General features: G+C 73.8%; 18 protein-coding genes. 10 read left to right on the forward strand and 8 right to left on the reverse strand.

The genetic code is table 11. From position 1 onward, the window contains the following. The first annotated feature begins 2 nt into the window (after positions 1–2). Both DEJ32_RS08720 and nagA read left to right on the forward strand, forming a co-directional pair. Positions 3–410: a YrdB family protein gene (locus DEJ32_RS08720; protein WP_110900973.1), complete on the forward strand. Its 408-nt coding sequence runs from the start codon at positions 3–5 to the stop codon at positions 408–410. Continuing rightward, complete coding sequence (gene nagA, locus DEJ32_RS08725) at positions 407–1,570, forward strand: N-acetylglucosamine-6-phosphate deacetylase (RefSeq protein WP_110900974.1); 1,164 nt, start codon at positions 407–409, stop codon at positions 1,568–1,570. The genes DEJ32_RS08720 and nagA overlap by 4 nt, the downstream gene beginning before the upstream one ends. Before the next feature lie 15 nt (positions 1,571–1,585). On the opposite strand, the gene DEJ32_RS08730 is transcribed toward nagA, so the two are convergent. Beyond that, entirely contained in the window at positions 1,586–2,059 is a 474-nt protein-coding gene (locus DEJ32_RS08730) for a hypothetical protein (RefSeq protein ID WP_146234112.1), read from the reverse strand. A gap of 33 nt (positions 2,060–2,092) precedes the next feature. Here DEJ32_RS08730 and DEJ32_RS08735 point away from each other — a divergent pair, with 33 nt between their 5' ends. Then, positions 2,093–2,779, forward strand: a complete 687-nt coding sequence (locus DEJ32_RS08735) for an SDR family oxidoreductase (protein ID WP_220033005.1) — start codon at positions 2,093–2,095, stop codon at positions 2,777–2,779. A gap of 159 nt (positions 2,780–2,938) precedes the next feature. On the opposite strand, the gene DEJ32_RS16205 is transcribed toward DEJ32_RS08735, so the two are convergent. Then, positions 2,939–3,769 (reverse strand): DUF3761 domain-containing protein, encoded by an 831-nt coding sequence (locus DEJ32_RS16205; protein WP_258368953.1) that lies wholly within the window; start codon positions 3,767–3,769, stop codon positions 2,939–2,941. Between the two features lie 280 nt (positions 3,770–4,049). On the opposite strand from DEJ32_RS16205, the gene DEJ32_RS08750 reads away from it, so the two are divergent. Then, positions 4,050–4,712, forward strand: a complete 663-nt coding sequence (locus tag DEJ32_RS08750) for a peroxiredoxin-like family protein (protein WP_110900978.1) — start codon at positions 4,050–4,052, stop codon at positions 4,710–4,712. Between the two features lie 53 nt (positions 4,713–4,765). Next, positions 4,766–5,740 carry a hypothetical protein gene (locus DEJ32_RS08755; protein ID WP_110900979.1) on the forward strand — a complete coding sequence of 325 codons (975 nt, stop codon included), beginning with the start codon at positions 4,766–4,768 and terminating at the stop codon, positions 5,738–5,740. Between the two features lie 24 nt (positions 5,741–5,764). On the opposite strand, the gene DEJ32_RS16490 is transcribed toward DEJ32_RS08755, so the two are convergent. Together DEJ32_RS16490 and DEJ32_RS08770 are read right to left on the reverse strand one after the other, a co-directional pair. Next, positions 5,765–6,235 (reverse strand): alpha/beta hydrolase, encoded by a 471-nt coding sequence (locus tag DEJ32_RS16490; protein ID WP_258368954.1) that lies wholly within the window; start codon positions 6,233–6,235, stop codon positions 5,765–5,767. Between the two features lie 394 nt (positions 6,236–6,629). Then, a complete protein-coding gene (locus DEJ32_RS08770) occupies positions 6,630–9,101 on the reverse strand; it encodes a GH92 family glycosyl hydrolase (RefSeq protein WP_220033006.1) in 2,472 nt (823 codons plus the stop codon). A 146-nt stretch (positions 9,102–9,247) separates the two neighbouring features. Between DEJ32_RS08770 and DEJ32_RS08775 the strand changes: the two genes are divergently transcribed. After that, positions 9,248–10,417, forward strand: coding sequence for a MalY/PatB family protein (locus DEJ32_RS08775; protein ID WP_110900982.1), 1,170 nt, complete (start codon positions 9,248–9,250; stop codon positions 10,415–10,417). A 10-nt stretch (positions 10,418–10,427) separates the two neighbouring features. Here the strand turns inward: DEJ32_RS08775 and nagB are convergent, their stop codons facing one another. Beyond that, a complete protein-coding gene (nagB, locus tag DEJ32_RS08780) occupies positions 10,428–11,213 on the reverse strand; it encodes a glucosamine-6-phosphate deaminase (RefSeq protein WP_110900983.1) in 786 nt (261 codons plus the stop codon). A gap of 169 nt (positions 11,214–11,382) precedes the next feature. On the opposite strand from nagB, the gene DEJ32_RS08785 reads away from it, so the two are divergent. The 4 genes from DEJ32_RS08785 to DEJ32_RS08800 all read left to right on the forward strand — a co-directional run bounded on the left by DEJ32_RS08785 (position 11,383) and on the right by DEJ32_RS08800 (position 14,856). After that, positions 11,383–12,627 carry a Gfo/Idh/MocA family protein gene (locus DEJ32_RS08785; RefSeq protein ID WP_110900984.1) on the forward strand — a complete coding sequence of 415 codons (1,245 nt, stop codon included), beginning with the start codon at positions 11,383–11,385 and terminating at the stop codon, positions 12,625–12,627. Positions 12,628–12,702: 75 nt separating this feature from the next. After that, a complete protein-coding gene (locus DEJ32_RS08790; RefSeq protein WP_110900985.1) occupies positions 12,703–13,773 on the forward strand; it encodes a LacI family DNA-binding transcriptional regulator in 1,071 nt (356 codons plus the stop codon). 46 nt (positions 13,774–13,819) lie between these two features. Then, on the forward strand, positions 13,820–14,299 hold the full coding sequence (locus tag DEJ32_RS08795) for an NUDIX domain-containing protein (protein ID WP_110900986.1): 480 nt from the start codon (positions 13,820–13,822) through the stop codon (positions 14,297–14,299). A gap of 119 nt (positions 14,300–14,418) precedes the next feature. Next, positions 14,419–14,856 carry a YdeI/OmpD-associated family protein gene (locus DEJ32_RS08800; RefSeq protein ID WP_110900987.1) on the forward strand — a complete coding sequence of 146 codons (438 nt, stop codon included), beginning with the start codon at positions 14,419–14,421 and terminating at the stop codon, positions 14,854–14,856. 5 nt (positions 14,857–14,861) lie between these two features. Here DEJ32_RS08800 and DEJ32_RS08805 read toward each other — a convergent pair whose 3' ends face one another. The 3 genes from DEJ32_RS08805 to DEJ32_RS08815 form a co-directional block, all read right to left on the reverse strand. Further along, positions 14,862–15,725 (reverse strand): NAD(P)H-hydrate dehydratase, encoded by an 864-nt coding sequence (locus tag DEJ32_RS08805; RefSeq protein WP_110900988.1) that lies wholly within the window; start codon positions 15,723–15,725, stop codon positions 14,862–14,864. Continuing rightward, positions 15,718–16,464 (reverse strand): histidine phosphatase family protein, encoded by a 747-nt coding sequence (locus DEJ32_RS08810; protein WP_110824162.1) that lies wholly within the window; start codon positions 16,462–16,464, stop codon positions 15,718–15,720. The genes DEJ32_RS08805 and DEJ32_RS08810 overlap by 8 nt, the downstream gene beginning before the upstream one ends. 130 nt (positions 16,465–16,594) lie before the next feature. After that, positions 16,595–16,853, reverse strand: a 259-nt coding sequence (locus DEJ32_RS08815; protein WP_146234113.1) for an LPXTG cell wall anchor domain-containing protein, incomplete at its 5' end; no start/stop codon positions are given.

Raw genomic sequence — 16,853 nt, forward strand, 5'->3', positions numbered from 1 at the left:
CGATGCGCGACGCTCCCCGCAGTCCGGTCGACCCTGGCGACGACCCCGTGCCCGCCTCGGCCCCCACGCCGCATCCCCCGGTGGACGTCTGGACCGTCCTCCGGTTCCTGGTGTGTGCCTTCGGCCTGCTGTCCCTGGCGTACTGGGGCTACCTGTCGTGGCCGTACCCGTTCCCGGCGGTGTTCTTCATCGTCGGCGCCCCGCTCTTCGCGGCCGTCGTCTGGTACTTCTTCCGGTCACCGCGCTCCCCGATCGAGACCGACGTGGTCGGGAAGACCGTCGTCGAGACCGCCCTCGTCGTCGCCGCTGGTGCCACCTGGATCTCGCTCGGCCACCCCGTCGTCGGGCTCGTGTTCGTCGTCGTCGCTGCGGTCAGCGGCGTGGTCGCGTTCCGGCGGGAGACCGCATGACCGACGCAGGCCGCGGGGACCGCGTGGAGGCCCGGACCACGCTGTTGCGCGCCGCCCGCCTGGTCGACGTGGCCGGGTCCGTCGAGGACGGATGGGTGCTCGTCGGCGGCGACACGATCCTCCAGGTCGGGTCCGGAACCGCACCCGCGGCGGAGGAGGTCGTCGACCTCGACGACGCGGTCCTGACGCCCGGCTTCACGGACCTGCACGGGCACGGCGGCGCGACCGAGGCCTACGAGGACGAGTCCTTCACCCGGGCCCTGGCGGTGCACCGCGCGCACGGCACCACCCGGTCGGTCCTGTCGCTCGTCGCGAACCCCCTGCCCGCGTTGGTCGCGTCGCTGGCGCAGGTGCGTACCGTGATGGCGACGGATCCGCTCGTGCTCGGCGTCCACCTGGAGGGGCCGTTCCTCTCCCCGCACAACAAGGGCGCCCACAACGAGGACCACCTCCTCACGCCGACCCCGGCGGACGTCGACACCCTGCTCGAGGCCGGCGAGGGCGTCCTCCGGCAGATCACCATCGCGCCCGAGCTGCCGGGAGCGATCGACGCCGTCCGCCGGTTCGTCGCCGCCGGCGTCACGGTCGCGGTCGGACACACCGTGGGGACGCTCGACCAGGCGCGTGCCGCGTTCGACACCGGCGCGACCGTCCTGACGCACGCCTTCAACGCGATGCCCGGGCTGCACCACCGTGCGCCGGGGCCGATCGGGGCGGCGGTGTCGGACGACCGGGTCACGCTCGAGCTGATCCTGGACGCGGTCCACGTGCACCCCCTCGTCGCCGAGACGCTGTTCCGCGCGGCCCCGGGTCGGGTCGCGCTCATCACCGACGCGATGGGTGCGGCGGGAGCGGCTGACGGCGACTACCGCCTCGGGTCCCTCGACGTCACCGTGACGGACGGGGTCGCGCGCGTGGCCGGGACGGACACCATCGCAGGGTCGACCCTGACGCAGGACGTCGCACTCCGGAACGCCGTGACCCTCGCCGGGCGGACGCTGCCCGAGGCCGTGGCGGCGCTCACGAGCACCCCGGCCGCGGCGATCGGGCTCGGGGACCGGCTCGGCCGACTCGCGTCGGGGTACGCGGCGGACCTCGTCGCGCTGTCGCCGACGCACGAGGTGCGGCGGGTGTGGGGCGGCGGGCGCGAACTGCGCTGACGGTCGGCGGGGACGCTACCGCCGCGCCGGGGTCCTCGCCGTCATGCCCACGGAGAGCAGCGGGATGACCCGTGCCGTCGCCGACCCCGGTTCGACCCCGTAGACGACGAGCTGCAGGCCCGGCGCACTCAGGACGGCGAAGGAGTGCGCGTCGAACTCCAACCGTCCGACCTCGTCGTGCAGGAACTGCTTGACGGTCGCTGTCTTCCGCTGGACGCGCTGCGCTCGCCACCGCTCCTCGAACTCCGGACTCCGCTCGCGCACCGACTCCACCACGCTCAGCAGCCGGGGGTCGGCCTCGAACCCCGTCGTCGCCGCCCGGAGACTCGCCACGGTCGAGTCGGCGGTCCGTGCCCAGTCGACGTGGAAGCGCCGGGCCGCCGGCTCGAGGAAGGTCATCCGGACGAGGTTGTCGAGCTCACCGAACGGCGCGTATACCGCGCGGGCGAGCGCGTTCGCGGCGAGGACGTCGTGCGCCGGGTTGATCACGAAGGCAGGCTGCGCCGACCAGGAGTCGAGGAGTTGCGCGGGCCGGCCACAGCGCTCCGCCTCGCCGCCGCCGGCCACCCCGTCGTGCTGGGCGCCCGACGGACCGATCGCCTCGCCACCCTCGTGCCCGAGATCGAGGCAGCCGGAGGGCAGGCGCTCGCGGTCCCCCTCGACATGACCGACGCCGCCTCGGCCCGCCACTTCGCCACGGCCGCACTCGCGCGGTTCGGACGCATCGACGTGCTGGTGGCCAACGCCGGTGTCATGCCCCTGTCGCCGTTGGCAGCGGGCCTGGTCGACGAGTGGGACCGGACGATCGACGTCAACGTGCGCGGTCTCCTGCACAGCATCGCCGCGACCCTGCCCACCATGCTCGACCAGGGCACCGGTCACGTCGTGACCATCGCGTCCGTCGGCGCCTTCGAGGTCTCGCCGACGGCAGCCGTCTACTGCGGCACGAAGTACGCGGCCCGGGCCATCACGGAGGGCCACCGGCAGGAGTCCCCGCGCTCCGTCCGCGTGACCACCGTGTCCCCCGGGGTGACGGACTCGGAGCTCGCCTCGACCATCACCGACCCATCGGCCGCCGCCGCGATGGTGGCGTACCGCGCGGAGTGCGTCCTGGCCGACGCGATCGCCCGTGCGGTCGCCTACGCGGTGGACGAGCGGCCCGACGTCGACGCGAACGAGATCGTCGTGCGTCCGGTGGGACAGCGCTGAGCCTCCCGTCCCGGCGGGTCGACCGTCCTCCCGGAATGACCCGCGGCGCGTACGACAGTTCCGACGTACCGCATCGCAGGGGCTGGCGTTCTCGGCGCCGTCCGTTGACGACATCGGCGGACCGCCGTCCGCCATCATCCAGCGACCCGTGCGGTCGTCTCACAACCAGGCGGCCACGCCCCCGTGCCCCGAGCAGGTTCCACGTCGCGACTGGCTGAAGCTGTAGTTCCCGTCGACGCACTTCGCCGTCGCCCCGCTCGGCGCGCTGGACGACACCTCCGGACGGCAGACGGTCGCGCCCGCACTGTTCACGTAGCTACCGTTGGTGCAGGTCGCTGCCGGTGCGGGTGCGGGTGGCGGCGGGGCAACATAGGTGCCGACGGTGGTGACCTGCCCGACCGGCGGTGTGGTGACCACCGTGCTCGTGAGGCTCCGCCCGGTCTCGACTCCGTCGGTGTACGTGACGGTGAACGTCTTCGTCTCGAGTCCGTCGACTCCCGCCGTGGTGACGGACGACGTGCCTGCCGCCGTCGTCGCACTCTCGACGGTCGTCGAGGTGAACGGCACCGGGGCCGTCTCGGTGACGGTCTTCGTCGTGACCACCGGGGTCGGCGTCGGCGTCGGGGTGTGGGTGGGCGTGGGCGTGGGCGTGCTCGTCCGCGTCGGCGCAGGGACGGCCCTTGTGTGCGCCGGTGCCGTCGCGACCGCTGCGGCTGGTCGGCCCGACGACGGAAGGGTCGGATGTGTCGCCCCGAAGGCCGCCGACGATCCGATCAGGACGACGAACGCGACGCCCGCCCCCAGTGCCGCTGCAGCACGCTTCCGCGGGAGCCGGAGCCAGGTGTGCCGCCGGAAGAGGACCCCGTAGACCATGGTGAGGAGGACGACGATCGCGACCATCACCACCATCGACCAGACGCCGCCCGATGCGAGGCCGAGCAGGGCCAGGAGGACGGTGCCGCTGCCGCCGATCCAGGTCGAGACGGGCACGATTCGACGCCGCGGAGACGGCGACCGAGAGGGGGTTCGCGTGGGCATGACACTCCTAAAAGGTGAGGGCCCCGCAAGTATGGAGGTCGCTCGGCGAATGCCCTGGACCCACTTCGGGGGCCATCACCCCTCAGCGGCTACGCGGGGCCGAGCTCCCCGTCCCGTCGGGTGGTCGGTGCGGTTCCGTGACGGCTCGTGACGCACGACCACGACGTGGCCGATTGCGGTGCATAGGCTCCCTGCACCGGCGGACCCACCGCCGCCACCCGGAGGAGCACCGATGCCCGAGCAGTCCATCGCCGAACAGGTCGACACGTTCAACGAGGGCTTCACCGCCCAGATCGGCCCCGACCTGAGCGCGGTGTTCGACCGGGAGCAGGCGGCCCTCCGTGCAGCGGGCGTGCCGAGCACCGCCGCCGGCGTGGGCGACACCGTCCCCGACGCCGCGCTGCTGACGGCGACCGGGGCCGACACGTCACTGGCCGCCGAGCTCGACGGCGCCCCCGCCGTCGTGGTGTTCTACCGCGGCGCCTGGTGCCCGTACTGCAACCTGACGCTCCGCACCTACCAGCAGGACCTGCTGCCGGAACTCACCGCCCGCGGGGTCCGGCTCGTCGCGATCTCGCCGCAGACGCCCGAGGGCTCGGAGCAGGCGATCGCGAACGGCGAGCTGGCGTTCCCCGTCCTGTCGGACCCGGCGAACGCCCTGGCCGCGCAGCTCGGCATCGTCACCGAGCCGGACGGGCCCGCGCGGGAGGCGCACACGCAGCTCGGCTTCGACGTCGCCGACAGCAACGCCGACCACACGGCGCAGATCCCGTTCCCGTCGGTGTTCGTCGTCGACGGCGACCGGGTCGTCCGGTTCGCCGACGTGCACGTCGACTACACGACCCGCACCGAGGTGGCGGAGGTCCTCGACGCCGTCGACCGCGTCGCCGGGTAGCGGCTCGCCGGGTAGCGGGCGCTCGGACTTCGGGCCGCTCGTAGAGTGTGGCAATGGACCACTCCGACGTCGTGGACGCCCTCGGCACCTGGACACCGGACACGACGAAGGACCGGGACCCTGCCTGGCGGGACGCGCTCGCGGGGTGGGTCGGACCGGCCCTCGACCTCGTCGGGGACGCCGCGTGGGGCGCGATGGTGCGGGACGCCGTCGGGCTGCCCGTGGCTGATCCCCTCGCTTGGGCCAACCGGCGGATGGACCTGCCGGGCGACGGATGGGCCGTCGCCGGCATCCGGTTCCGCGGGCGCGACGTCGAGAAACCCTTCGTCGACGTCATCGCGACGACGGCGACGCCGGACGCAGCGGGCCTCGACGACCTCGCCGTTCTCATGGACCACTACGCCGCGTTCGCACCCCGGTGTCTGCGGGTCCACCTGCCGGGCGACGTCTCGACGCCCGGCGCCGCTGCTGCCACCCCGCGTGGTGCCACGCTGCGCGCAGACCTGCTGGTCGTCGCTGGCGGGGTCGACGAGATCAGCGCGCAGCCGCCGACCCGTCGGTACGAGGACGTGACGCTCGTCCGGACGAGCCCCGAGGACGCCGCCGGACTGGTCGCCTCGGTCTGCCGGGAACGCATCGCCGACCAGCCGGCCTCCGCCGACTGGGCGACACCGGCCGACGCGGAGTCCCTTGCCGGAGCGGACGAGCAGGGCCTCCTGTTCGAGGTCGTCGTGGCGGCCACCGTGGCCGGCGTGGTCGCCGCCGAGCGGGACGACTCGTACGGGCTGACCGGGTTCAGCGTGCAGGAGATCGTGCTCGACGCCGGTCACCGGGGTCGAGGTCTCGGGACGGCGACCGGGCAGCACCTGGCCCGCGCGCTCCCGGCCAGCCCGACGGACGTCCTCTGGGGCCACATCCACCCCGGCAACCGTGCGTCCCTGGCGAACGCCCGGTCCATGGGTCGGCAGGTCGTGTCCTCGCTCGTCTGGGTCACGCCGTCCGGTGCGAGCGGCATGCCCGAGCGCTGAGCCCAGGACCTGGTCCGGCCGCCCTCAGCGGTCGGCTGGCCCCGCCGTCCCGTGGATCCACGACGCGATCATCGCCGTGGCCGTCGAGAACTCCGTCAGCGCCGGACGGTTCAGGAACGCATGACGGGTACCCGGCAGGACGTGGTGTGCCACGTCGACACCGGCGGCACCGAGCTCCGCCGCGAAGAGGTCACCCGAGGCCGCCATGTTGTCGTGCTCGGCGTTGATGAACAGCGCCCGCGGGAACCCCCCGACGTCGTGGCCGCCGGGGAAGGCGAAGCGGTCCGACAGCCCACCGCCCCGACCGACGTAGTTGCGGTTCATCAGGTCCAACGCCCACGGCGCGTGGGTGATCCGCCGGTGCCGACGCGAGCGCCGCCGCGCGTCGTGGTGTCGGGGGTGGACCGGGTGGAAGAACCCGTAGGCGAACACCGCTCCGGCCGGCGGGGAGGACCCGTCGTCGAGTGCGCGGAGCGTCGCGGCGGCGCCAGGCACGCTCCGGCACTCGCGCCGCCGAGGACCACGCCGTCCGGGGACCGGGCGGCGACCGTCCGGTACGCCTGCAGCACGTCGTCGAGGGGCAGCGGGAACCGCACCCGGGGACGCCCCGCCCGCTGCCGGACCCATGCCAGGCCGGGGACCGGCGCCAGGCGGTGGTCCACCGTGGCCACCGGGACGCCGAGCCGGGCCAGTTCCTGCGCGACCGCGTGCGCCTCGGGCCGGTCGAGCCCGCCCCGGAAGAACCCGCCGCCGTGGAGCCAGAGGAGCGTCGGGGTGTCCGCGGTCCGGGCGGGGGACGCCTCGTACCACCGGATCGGGACGGCGTGGTCGGACTGCCCGGTGGTGCCGCTGGCCGCAGGCCCCCCGGCGTGCGTCAGCTGGCGCCGCCTCACCGGTCGCGCGGCCGGTCGCGCTCCGCGGTCGCCCACGTCGTGTCGGCGGTGTCACCGACACGGAGCGACAGCGTGCCGCCCCGGTTGACGAACGATGCCGGCACCCACGACTTCGTGAGGGTCTTCCCGTCGAGCCGCGCGCCCTGCACGTACTGCTCCGTCCCCGAGGACCGGATCACGATCCGCTGCCCGCTCGACCGCCGGATGTCGACGGTGCTGAACGTCGGGCTCCCGATGAGCATCTCGGCCCGGCCGGGCGTCTGCGGGAACAGACCGATGGAGGCGAAGACGTACCAGGCGCTCATCGTGCCGAGGTCGTCGTTGCCCGGCAGGCCGCTCGGCCCGGTGCGGTAGGCGTCGTCGACGACGCGGCGCACGGTCTCCTGCGTCTTCCAGGGCTGCCCGAGTGCGTTGTACATCCACGGCGTGTGGATGTCGGGCTCGTTGGTCGGGTCGAACCGCGTCGCGTCGCCACCGGTCACGGCCCAGTTGCCCGAGGCGTCGTGGAAGAACGCGTCGAGCCGGGCGACCGCGGCGCCGTCCCCACCGAGGGCGGACGACAGCCCGCTGACGTCCTGCGGCACGAGCCACGTGTACTGCGCGCTCGTCCCCTGCGCGAAACCGGTGCCGGTCGACGGCGACCACCCGGGCGTCCACGACCCGTCGGCCTGGCGCGCGGCCTGGTACCCGACGGCCGCGTTGAACGTGTTCTCCCAGTACTCGCCCCGGGCGGCGAACATCCGGGCGTCGGAGCGCAGCCCGAGCGACGACGCCCAGTACCCGAGGGCGCTGTCGGAGATGGAGTCCTCGAGCGTCTCGGCCGCGCCGCCCCAGCACGAGCAGTCGTCGTTCGCGGCGTAGTGCCGCTGCAGGTACTCGTCGAGCGCGGGCCGCTGCGCCAGGCACTGGCCCGGGCACCCGATGTCGCTCTCGGCGTCGGCGTTCTCGACGGTCGCTTGCTTGCGGAGCGAGGCGTAGGCCGCACGGACGTCGAAGTTGCGGACGCCCATGGCGTACCAGGTGGCGAGGGTCGCGGCCGAGGGGTCGCCGGTCATCACGTGGGTCGGTGCGCCGAGGTGCAGCCACCGGTCCCACACGCCGCCGTTCTGCTCGGCGAACCGCAGCATCGACTGCGCCATGTCCCCGGCGACGTCCGGCCGCAACAGCGCGAGCAGCTGGATCTGCGCCCGGTACTGGTCCCATCCGGAGTACGTGCCGTAGACGGCGCGGTGTCCGCGGTCGATCCGGTGCACCCGCATGTCCGGCCCGAGGTACCGTCCGTCGCGGTCGTTCAGCGTGTTCGGCTGCATGAGTGCGTGGTACACGGCCGTGTAGAGCTGCGTGGTGCGGTCCGCGGTGCCGCCGCCGACCCGGATGCGCGAGAGTTCGCGGTTCCAGGAGGCGCGGGTGTCGGCCGCCACGCTGGCGACGGTGGCGTGCTTCCGCACCTCGGCGTCACGGTTCGCGACGGCGCCGGCGGCGCTGACGTACGAGATGCCGATCTTCGCGTGCACGGTCGCACCGCGACGCGCGTCGAACCCGACCCACGCGCCGGAGCCGCGTCCGGCCCGGTCGGCGCCGGTGAGGTACCCCTCCCCGCCGGAGGCGCGCGTGCCTCCCGGCTGGACGGCACCGTCCTTCCAGGTGCCGGTGCTCGTGAACGGCTTGTCGAAGGTGGCCGTGAAGAACAGGCGGTAGTAGCTGCGCCGGTCGGGGTTCGTCGCGCCGCCGCCGTTCGCGCGGCGGCTGCAGAAGCCGCCGGTCAGGACGCTGCCGCTGACCGTGCGGGTGCGGGCGTCGACACGGGTGTCGGCGGCCTCGCTGCCGTTGATCGAGTTCGACGTGCGGAAGAGCAGGTTGGCGTCCTGCCCGGCCGGGAACGTGAACTCGCCGATGCCGGCGCGGGTGGTCACGGCGAGGTCGGTGCTGACGCCGTTGTCGAGCGTGACGCCGTAGCGGCCGGGGCTGGCGTGCTCCTGGTCGTGCGAGTACCCGGCGGCGTAGACGGCGTCGGTCGAGTCCGCGGAGGGCGAGGTCGTGACGGGCGTCGTGACCGGCATGATCGGCACGTCGCCCGCGGCACCCGGAGCGCAGCCGGCGCCGTTGAGGTGCGTGAGGCTGAACCCGCGCAGCCGGTTGACGTCGTACGAGTAGCCGTTCGCGACCGGGGTGGAGGTCTGGTCGCCCTTCGTGCCCGTCGGGCTCCACTGGAGCATGCCGAACGGTGCGGTGGCTCCGGGCCAGGTGTTGCCGTCGTGGTCGGTCCCGATGAACGGGTCGACAGACGCCGCCGGGTCGGCTCCGTGCCGGGAGGCCGTGGTCACGCCCGCCCCGGACGCTGCGGTCCCCGGGCTGGCTGCGGCCGGGGCGACCACCGCCCCGGTGCCGAGCAGTGCGGCGATCGTGGCAACCGCGGCGAGCGGGACCGGACGGAGGAGCGGGCGACGGTGCGCGCGGGAACGGGTCACGGTCGTGACGCTAGCCCCCTCGGACGGGGGACGCCACCACCGTCACCGGGAGGTCGGCGGCTGTTCACGTGGTGGTCGCCTCGAGCCGTCCGAGCCCGGGACCGGTCACCCTGGTCGCCGGACCCAGGTGCTGCGAGGATGACGACATGAGCGTCATGGTCTCCGTGTTCGATGCCCGCCGGACCCGCACGAGCGAGAAGTACACCGCGTTCGGCCCCGAGGTGCTGCCGATGTTCGTCGCCGAGATGGACTGCGCCCTCGCCGAACCCGTGCGGGACGCCCTGGTCCGGGCGGTCACCGACGGCGACACCGGGTACGTCGGGCACCACCGGGTGCTGCCCGAGGCCTTCTCCGACTTCGCCGCCGACCGGTGGGGCTGGTCGGTGGACCCCGACCTCGTCCGGACCACCACCGACGTCTCGGTCGCGGCGGTCGAGGTACTCCGCCGGGTGATCGAGCCCGGGGACCAGGTCGTCATCATGCCGCCCGTGTACGCGCCCTTCTGGGAGTACGTCGGCGAAGCCGGCGGGTCCGTCACCGAGGTGCCGCTCCTCGCCCCCGAGGGCCCGGCCGACCCGTTCGACACGACGGCCGGCTGGCGGATGGACCTGGACGGCGTGCGGCAGGCCTTCGCGGACGGCGCCCGGACCGTGCTGCTGTGCAACCCGCACAACCCGCTCGGGCTCGTGCACGACCGGGAGTCCCTGGCGGCACTCGCCCGGCTCGCCGCCGAGTGGGACGCCGTGGTGGTGTCCGACGAGATCCACGCCCCGCTCGTGCACGCAGACGCCGTCTTCACGCCGTTCCTCGACTCGTGCCCGGAGGCCGCGGCCCTCGGGGTCGCCCTGACGAGCGCGAGCAAGGCGTTCAACCTCGCCGGCACGAAGTGCGCCCTCATGGTCGGCGCGTCGGACCGTGCCCGCGGGTGGTTCGACGGACTGCCGGGCGAGGTCGTCGAGCGCACCGGGATCCTCGGGTACACCGCGAGCGTCGCCGCGTTCACGGAGGGCGGCCCGTGGCTGGCGTCCCTGCTCGCCGAGCTGGCGGCGAACCGCCGGGTCCTCGCGGAGGAGCTCGGCGCCGCGCTGCCCGGCGCGGGGTACCGGCAGCCGCAGGCCTCGTACCTGGCCTGGCTCGACCTGCGGACCCTGCCGTGGGGCGACGACCCCGCGCCGCTCCTGGTGGACCGGGCGCAGGTGGCGCTGTCGAACGGGCGGGACTTCGGGCGGCAGGGCATCGGGCACGTCCGGCTCAACTTCGGCTGCTCGGAGGAGACCCTGCGCGAGGGGCTCGCGCGCCTGGCCGCCGCCCGCTGACCTCCGCGGGCTACTCGAACCGCTGCCACTCCGGCTTGTTCGCGTACGTGTACCGGTAGTAGTCGGCGAGCTGCAGGCCCGCGGCCGCTTCCTCGTCCACGACGACCGTGGCGTGCTCGTGCAGCTGCAGCGCGGAGCCCGGCACGAAGGACGACAGCGGACCCTCGACGGCGGCGGCGACCGCGTCCGCCTTCGCCGCGCCCTGGGCGACGAGGACGAGCTCGCGGGCCTCGAGGATCGTGCCGAGCCCCTGCGTCATGCAGTGCGTCGGCACCTGGTCGAGCGAGTCGAAGAACCGTGCGTTGGCCTCGCGCGTGGACGGCGCGAGCGTCTTGATGCGGGTGCGGGACGCGAACGAGGACGTCGGCTCGTTGAACCCGATGTGCCCGTTCGCCCCGATGCCGAGGATCTGCACGTCGACCCCGCCGGCAGCGCGGATCGCGGCGTCGTACTCCTTCGCGGCGAAGGCGAGGTCCCCCGCGCGGCCGTCCGGCACGCGCACCCGGGTGGGGTCGAAGCCGAGGGGTTCGACGACGTCGCGGGCGATGACGCTGGCGTACGACTCGGGATGCTCGAGCGGGATGCCGACGTACTCGTCCAGGGCGAACCCGCGCGCCTGCGCGAACGACAGCTCGCCGGTCTCGACCCGGCGGCGCAGGTCGGCGTAGATGCCCTGCGGGCTCGACCCGGTGGCGAGTCCGACGACCGCCGCGGGCTTCGTGGTGACGACCGACGCGATCTTGGCCGCGGCGACGCGACCGACCTCCGCCGGGGTGGGCAGGATGATGATCTCCACGCCGCCAGCCTACTGGTCATGACCAGTGTCCCGTCAGGGGCGTCCCGCGGCGACGTGCGCAGCGAGGGACCTGCCGTGTGACGGAAGGGTTGACACGAGTAAATCCGCACAGCAGTCTGGGTCCGACCGGTCCGACGAGGGACCGGCGTGACACTGCTCAGGAGCCCCCATGACGTTCACGATCGGGATCGTCGGAGCCGGCCAGTTCTCGGCCCACTTCGCCTCCCTCTTCCAGCTGCACCCGGGGGTCGGCGCGGTCTTCGCGACCGACGTCATCGAGGGCCGCGCCGAGCGCCTGGTCGCCGAGCTCGGACTCGCCGGCACGTACCCGGACCTCGACACGATGCTCGCGGACCCGGCTGTCGACGCCGTGGCGGTCTTCACCCAGCGGTGGACACACGGGCCGATCGTCACCCGGGCCCTCGAAGCGGGCAAGCACGTGTACTCGGCGGTCCCGATGGCGGTGACCGAGGACGAGATCCGCGCGGTCGTCGAGATCGTCGAGCGGACCGGTCTGACCTACATGATGGGCGAGACGAGCCAGTACAACCCGGCGACGGTGTTCGCCCGTCAGAAGCTCGACGCCGGCGCGTTCGGGCGGGTGTTCTACGCCGAGGGCGACTACCTGCACGACATGGACCTCGGCTTCTACGACGCCTACCGGTACAGCGGCGGTGACGGCTGGAAGGCGACGGCGAGCTACCCACCGATGTGGTACCCGACGCACGCGATCGGCGGGGTGCTCGGGGCGCTGCCGACCCACGTCACGAGCGTCAGCTGCATCGGCGTGCACGACGAGCAGGACGACGGGGTCTTCGACACCGAGGTCAGCATGTTCGACAACGACTTCTCGAACATGACCGCGCTCTTCGAACTGGCGGGCGGCGGCTCCATGCGGATCAACGAGTTCCGTCGGGTGGGGTACCCGTCGCCGATCCGGGAGAGCCGCTTCCGGTGGTTCGGCACCGAGGGCAGCTTCGAGCAGCTCGCCACGACGTCCCTCTGGCAGGACAAGCACGGCGTCGAGGACGTCACGGCCCGCCTCGCCTCGGAGCCGTCGATCGGGCTGGACGACCCGCTCCTGGCGGACATCGCGCCGTCCCTGCGCGAGGCCTTCAGCTCCGGGCACGCCGAGGTGCACGCGGAAGAGGCCCGTCGTCTGCCCCGCGAGTTCGACGTCGCACCCGACGGCCACGAGGGCAGCCACCGGTTCCTCGTCGACGACTTCGTCCGCGCGGTCGAGACGCGCACCCTGCCGACCGTGAACGCGTGGGTCGCCGCGCGGTACACGCTGCCCGGCCTGGTGGCGTACCAGTCCGCACTGCGCGGCGGCGAGCGCCTCCAGGTCCCCGACCTCGGTGACGCTCCGGTCGCGGTCGGCACCGCCCTGCCGGCGACCACCGAGGCGGCGTGACCGACGCGGGCCTGGCCGCGTCGTAGGGTGACCACCGGGCCCGGGGCGGACCACGAGCGGAGCCGAGGGAGGCACATGGACACGCGCGGCACCGGCGGCACGAGCGACGCTGCAGGCGCTGCCGGCGGCGCACCCCGGAAGCCCACCCGGCGTGACGTCGCGAAGCTCGCCGGGGTGTCCGACGCGGTCGTCAGCTACACGCTGAACGGCGGCCCCCCGGTGGCCGCGGCGACCGCGGAGCGCGTCCGGGCCGCCGTGGCCCAGCTCGGTTACCGTCCGAACCTCAGCGCACGGGCGCTCCGCTCGGGCTCGGCGAGCACGCTCGTCTTCCTGGTCCCGAGCGGACCCGACCCGGTCTTCGACAACCCCTTCTTCGCCGAGTACGCCGGCACGTTGGAGAGCGCCGCCCGGGAGCGCGGCTACGCCCTGTACACGACGTCGTCCTCGTTCGAGCCGGAGCACGTGCTCGCGCGGTTCCGCGAGTTCGCGTCCCGGCAGGTGGACGGCGTGCTCGTGCTGGCCGGCGGGACGGCGTTCGACCGGCAGGCCCTCGACCAGGTCGGTCTGCCCTGGGTCACCCTGAACGTGGTGACGCCGGAACCCGGGGCGGACACCCTCGGGACGGACCTCCGCGCCGGCGCCGTCGCCACGACCGCGCACCTCCTCGACCACGGCCACCGCTCGGTCGGGTTCGTCGGCGAGGACGACCCGACGGAGCCACGTCGTGTCGGGTGGCTGGAGGCGTGTGCGGCGGCCGGCGTCCCCCCGGGCCCGTTCGTGCCCGCGGACCTGACCCGCCGGGGCGGCCACGATGCCGGCGTGCGGATCGCGGACGCGCTGCGGGTCGGCGGCCCCGACGCCGCCCCGGCGTTCTTCATCGCGTCCGACCGGACCGCGATCGGCGTCCTCCGCGCCTTCCACGAGCGCCGGGTCGAAGTACCCGGCCACGTCGCGATCGCCTCGTTCGACGGGTCGTCCGACGCCGAGTACGCCTGGCCCGGGTTGACCTCGTTCCGGCAGCCGATCGAGGACATGGCCCGCAGCGCCGTCAGCCGCGTCCTCACCCCGGGACACGACGGTCGGCACGAGTTGTTCGACGGGCGCCTCGTCGTCCGCGATTCGTGCGGCTGCGGCCACACCGCCTGACCGTGCTGCAGAGCACCTGACGCCGTGGGGTCGGTAGCGTGACGGCATGCCCACTCCCGACTTCGTCCTGTCCCTGCGCGAGAAGGTCGGGAACGACCTGCTCTGGCTCACCGGCGTCACCGCGGTCGTCACCCGTGGCGAGGGCGACGACCGCGAGGTGCTCGTCGTCCGCCGCGCCGACAACGGCGCCCTCACCCCGGTCACCGGCATCGTCGACCCGGGCGAGGAACCCGCCGTCGCCGCCGAGCGCGAGGTCCTCGAGGAGGCCGACGTCGTCGCCGTCGCCGAACGCCTGGCGTGGGTCCGGACGCTCGAGCCGATGACCTACCCGAACGGCGACCGCGCCCAGTACATGGACCTCGTCTTCGCCTGCCGCTGGGTCTCCGGCGACCCGTACCCGGCTGACGGTGAGAACACGGAGGCGTTCTGGGCACCGGTCACGAGCCTCCCGGACATGTCGGAGGACATGCGCCGACGGGTCGACGCGGCCCTCACCGGCGAGGTCGCTGCCCGCTTCGAGCGCTGACGGTCGGCGCCGGTGGCGGAACGCCACCGGCGCAGGTACCGTCGTGGGGATCCGCAGTGGTGCGTGACGCGCGTGCCGGAGACCGCGGCTGACGCCGCCGAGCCGCCCTGGAGGCCCGCATGCAGTTCACGACGACCGTCCGGCAGGCGCGCGTCACCGGGACCGGCCTGCCCGTGCCGGCCGAGGTCGTCGAGGAACTCGGGTCGGGCCGGCGTCCCGCGGTCGTCGTCACGATCGACGGCGGGTACACCTACCGGTCGACGGTCGGCGTCATGGGAGGGGAGTTCCTCGTCCCGCTGTCCGCAGAGCACCGGACGGCTGCCGGGATCGCGGCCGGGGACAGCGTGACCGTGTCCCTCGAGGTCGACTCCCTGCCGCGGAGCGTCGACGTGCCCGCCGACCTCGACGCGGCGCTCAGCGCGGCGGGGGTCCGTGCGGCGTTCGACACCCTGTCGGGGTCGCGGAAGCGGGCGCTCGTCGACCCGGTCGAGCAGGCGAAGGCACCGGAGACCCGCGCGCGGCGCATCGAGAGGGCGGTGGCGTCGCTCCGGGGGTGACCCGGTCAGGCGCCGAACTCGACCAGGACCCGCGGGATCTCGCCGAGCAGCTCGCTCGCCAGGTACCCCATCGGCCCGACCTGGACGGCCAGTCGGTCGCCGGCCGCCGCGTGCACCTGCGTCGCCCAGACGGTGGCCTGGGCGACGTCGGCCCCGCGTGCCAGCAGGCCGGTGATCGCGCCGGAGAGCACGTCGCCGCTGCCGCTCGTCCCGAGTCCGCCGGCACCGGTGCCCTTCGCCCACGCCCGGCCGTCCGGCGCGGCGACGACCCCGCCGAGCGACACGACGGCACCGAAGCGCTCGGCGATCTCCGCCGCGTCGGTGTGGTCGTCGGAGCAGTCTCGGCCGAGGAGCCGTTCCGCCTCGCCGGAGTTCGGGGTCATCACGAGTCGTCCGCGCAGGGGCGCGAGCTCGTCCACGAGGTCCGCCGCGACACCGAGCGCGAAGGCGTCGAGCACCACGATGGTGTCGTCACCGACCGCCGCGGCGAGTCCGGCGACGAGGTCACGGCTGCCGTCGGGTTCGTCCAGGCCCGGTCCGACGAGCACGGCGTCCGCGCTCGCGAGGTCGTCCGTCAGCGTGTCGACCGCGCCGACCGCGACGTGGCCGTCGTCGTCCTGGGGCAGCGGTTGCACGCCGGACTCGGGCAGGGCGACGGCGACGTGCGGGGCGACGCTCTCCGCGACGGCGAGCGTCAGTCGGCCACCACCGACGCGGAGCGCCGCGGTCGCGGACAGCATCGCGGCACCGGGGGTCTTGGCCGCGCCGCCGACGACGAGCACCTGCCCGCGGCCGTACTTGCTCCCGCCGACCTCCGGCAGGGTCCACTCGCGCAGCAGGTTCGGGGTGACGGGGATGGGTTCAGACACGGGCGTCGTCCTTCCGGCCTTCGTGTTCAGTGACGGTGGCGCCCGGGTCCTCGTCGAGGTGGCCGGTGCCGGAGAACTCCTCGAGGGACCAGCGGCTCCCGAGGCCCTCGCGTCGGAGTCGGGTCAACGAGGCGTTCGCGACGGTGTGCGACTCGGCGAAGTCCATGAGCTCCGGCTCGTCGAGGTCGAGGCAGACGGCGATGACCAGCATGACGACGGCGTCGTGCGCGGCGATGACGAGACGGTCGGCACCGTCGAGCCGGTCCACGTCGGCGAGCATCGAGCGCAGCCGGAGCATGACGTCGACCCAGGACTCCCCGCCCGCGGGTCGGTGGTAGTACTTGCCGAGCCACTGCCGGCGCTGCTCCTCGTCCGGGTGCAGGTTCGCCGAGCCGGTCCGGGTGAGCCGGTCGAGCACGCCGAGCTCCCGGTCGCGGAGTCGCTCGTCGACGCGGCGCGGGGGTTCGGCGAGGCCGCCGGCCTCGAGCGCGATGCCGATCGTCTGCTGCGCGCGGCGGTACGGGGAGACCCAGAGCACGACCGGGACGTCGTCGACCCCGCGTTCGGCGAGTTCCGCTCCGAGCGCTCGCGACTGCTCCTCGCCGAGCGGGCTCAGCGGGACGTCGGCGTCCCGGTGGTCGACCTCGATGACGTCGGCCCCGGCGGCCTCCGCCCGGGCTGCTGCGACGTTGGCGGTGGACTCTCCGTGGCGGACGAGCCAGATCTCGGTGACGGCCATGGCCGCGACGCTAGCCGGGAGGCGCTGGACCGGTTCCCGGGCAGGCGCGGCCCCGCCTCGACGCTCGGACGCACACGGCACCGCCCGTCGGGGGACGAGCGGTGCCGTGTGCGTCCGGGAGGGGTCGGGGTCAGACGCGGCCTGCGCGACGACGTCGGGCGACGACCGTCAGTCCGAGGCCCGCGGCCAGCAGCACGCCGGCGATGCCGAGCGGGAGCGTCGGGTCGCTGCCGGTGAAGGCAAGGGTCCCGGCGGGCGTCCGACCGGTGCCGGTGCCCACGTCACCGGCGGTCGGCGTCGTCCCGGTCGGCGTCGTCCCGGCCGGCGTGGTGGGGGTCGGCGTCGGCGTGGTGGGCGTCGGGACCGGAGCCTGTCTCTTATACACATCT

Source organism: Curtobacterium sp. MCPF17_046, assembly GCF_003224295.1.
In the GTDB taxonomy this organism is placed as follows: domain Bacteria; phylum Actinomycetota; class Actinomycetes; order Actinomycetales; family Microbacteriaceae; genus Curtobacterium.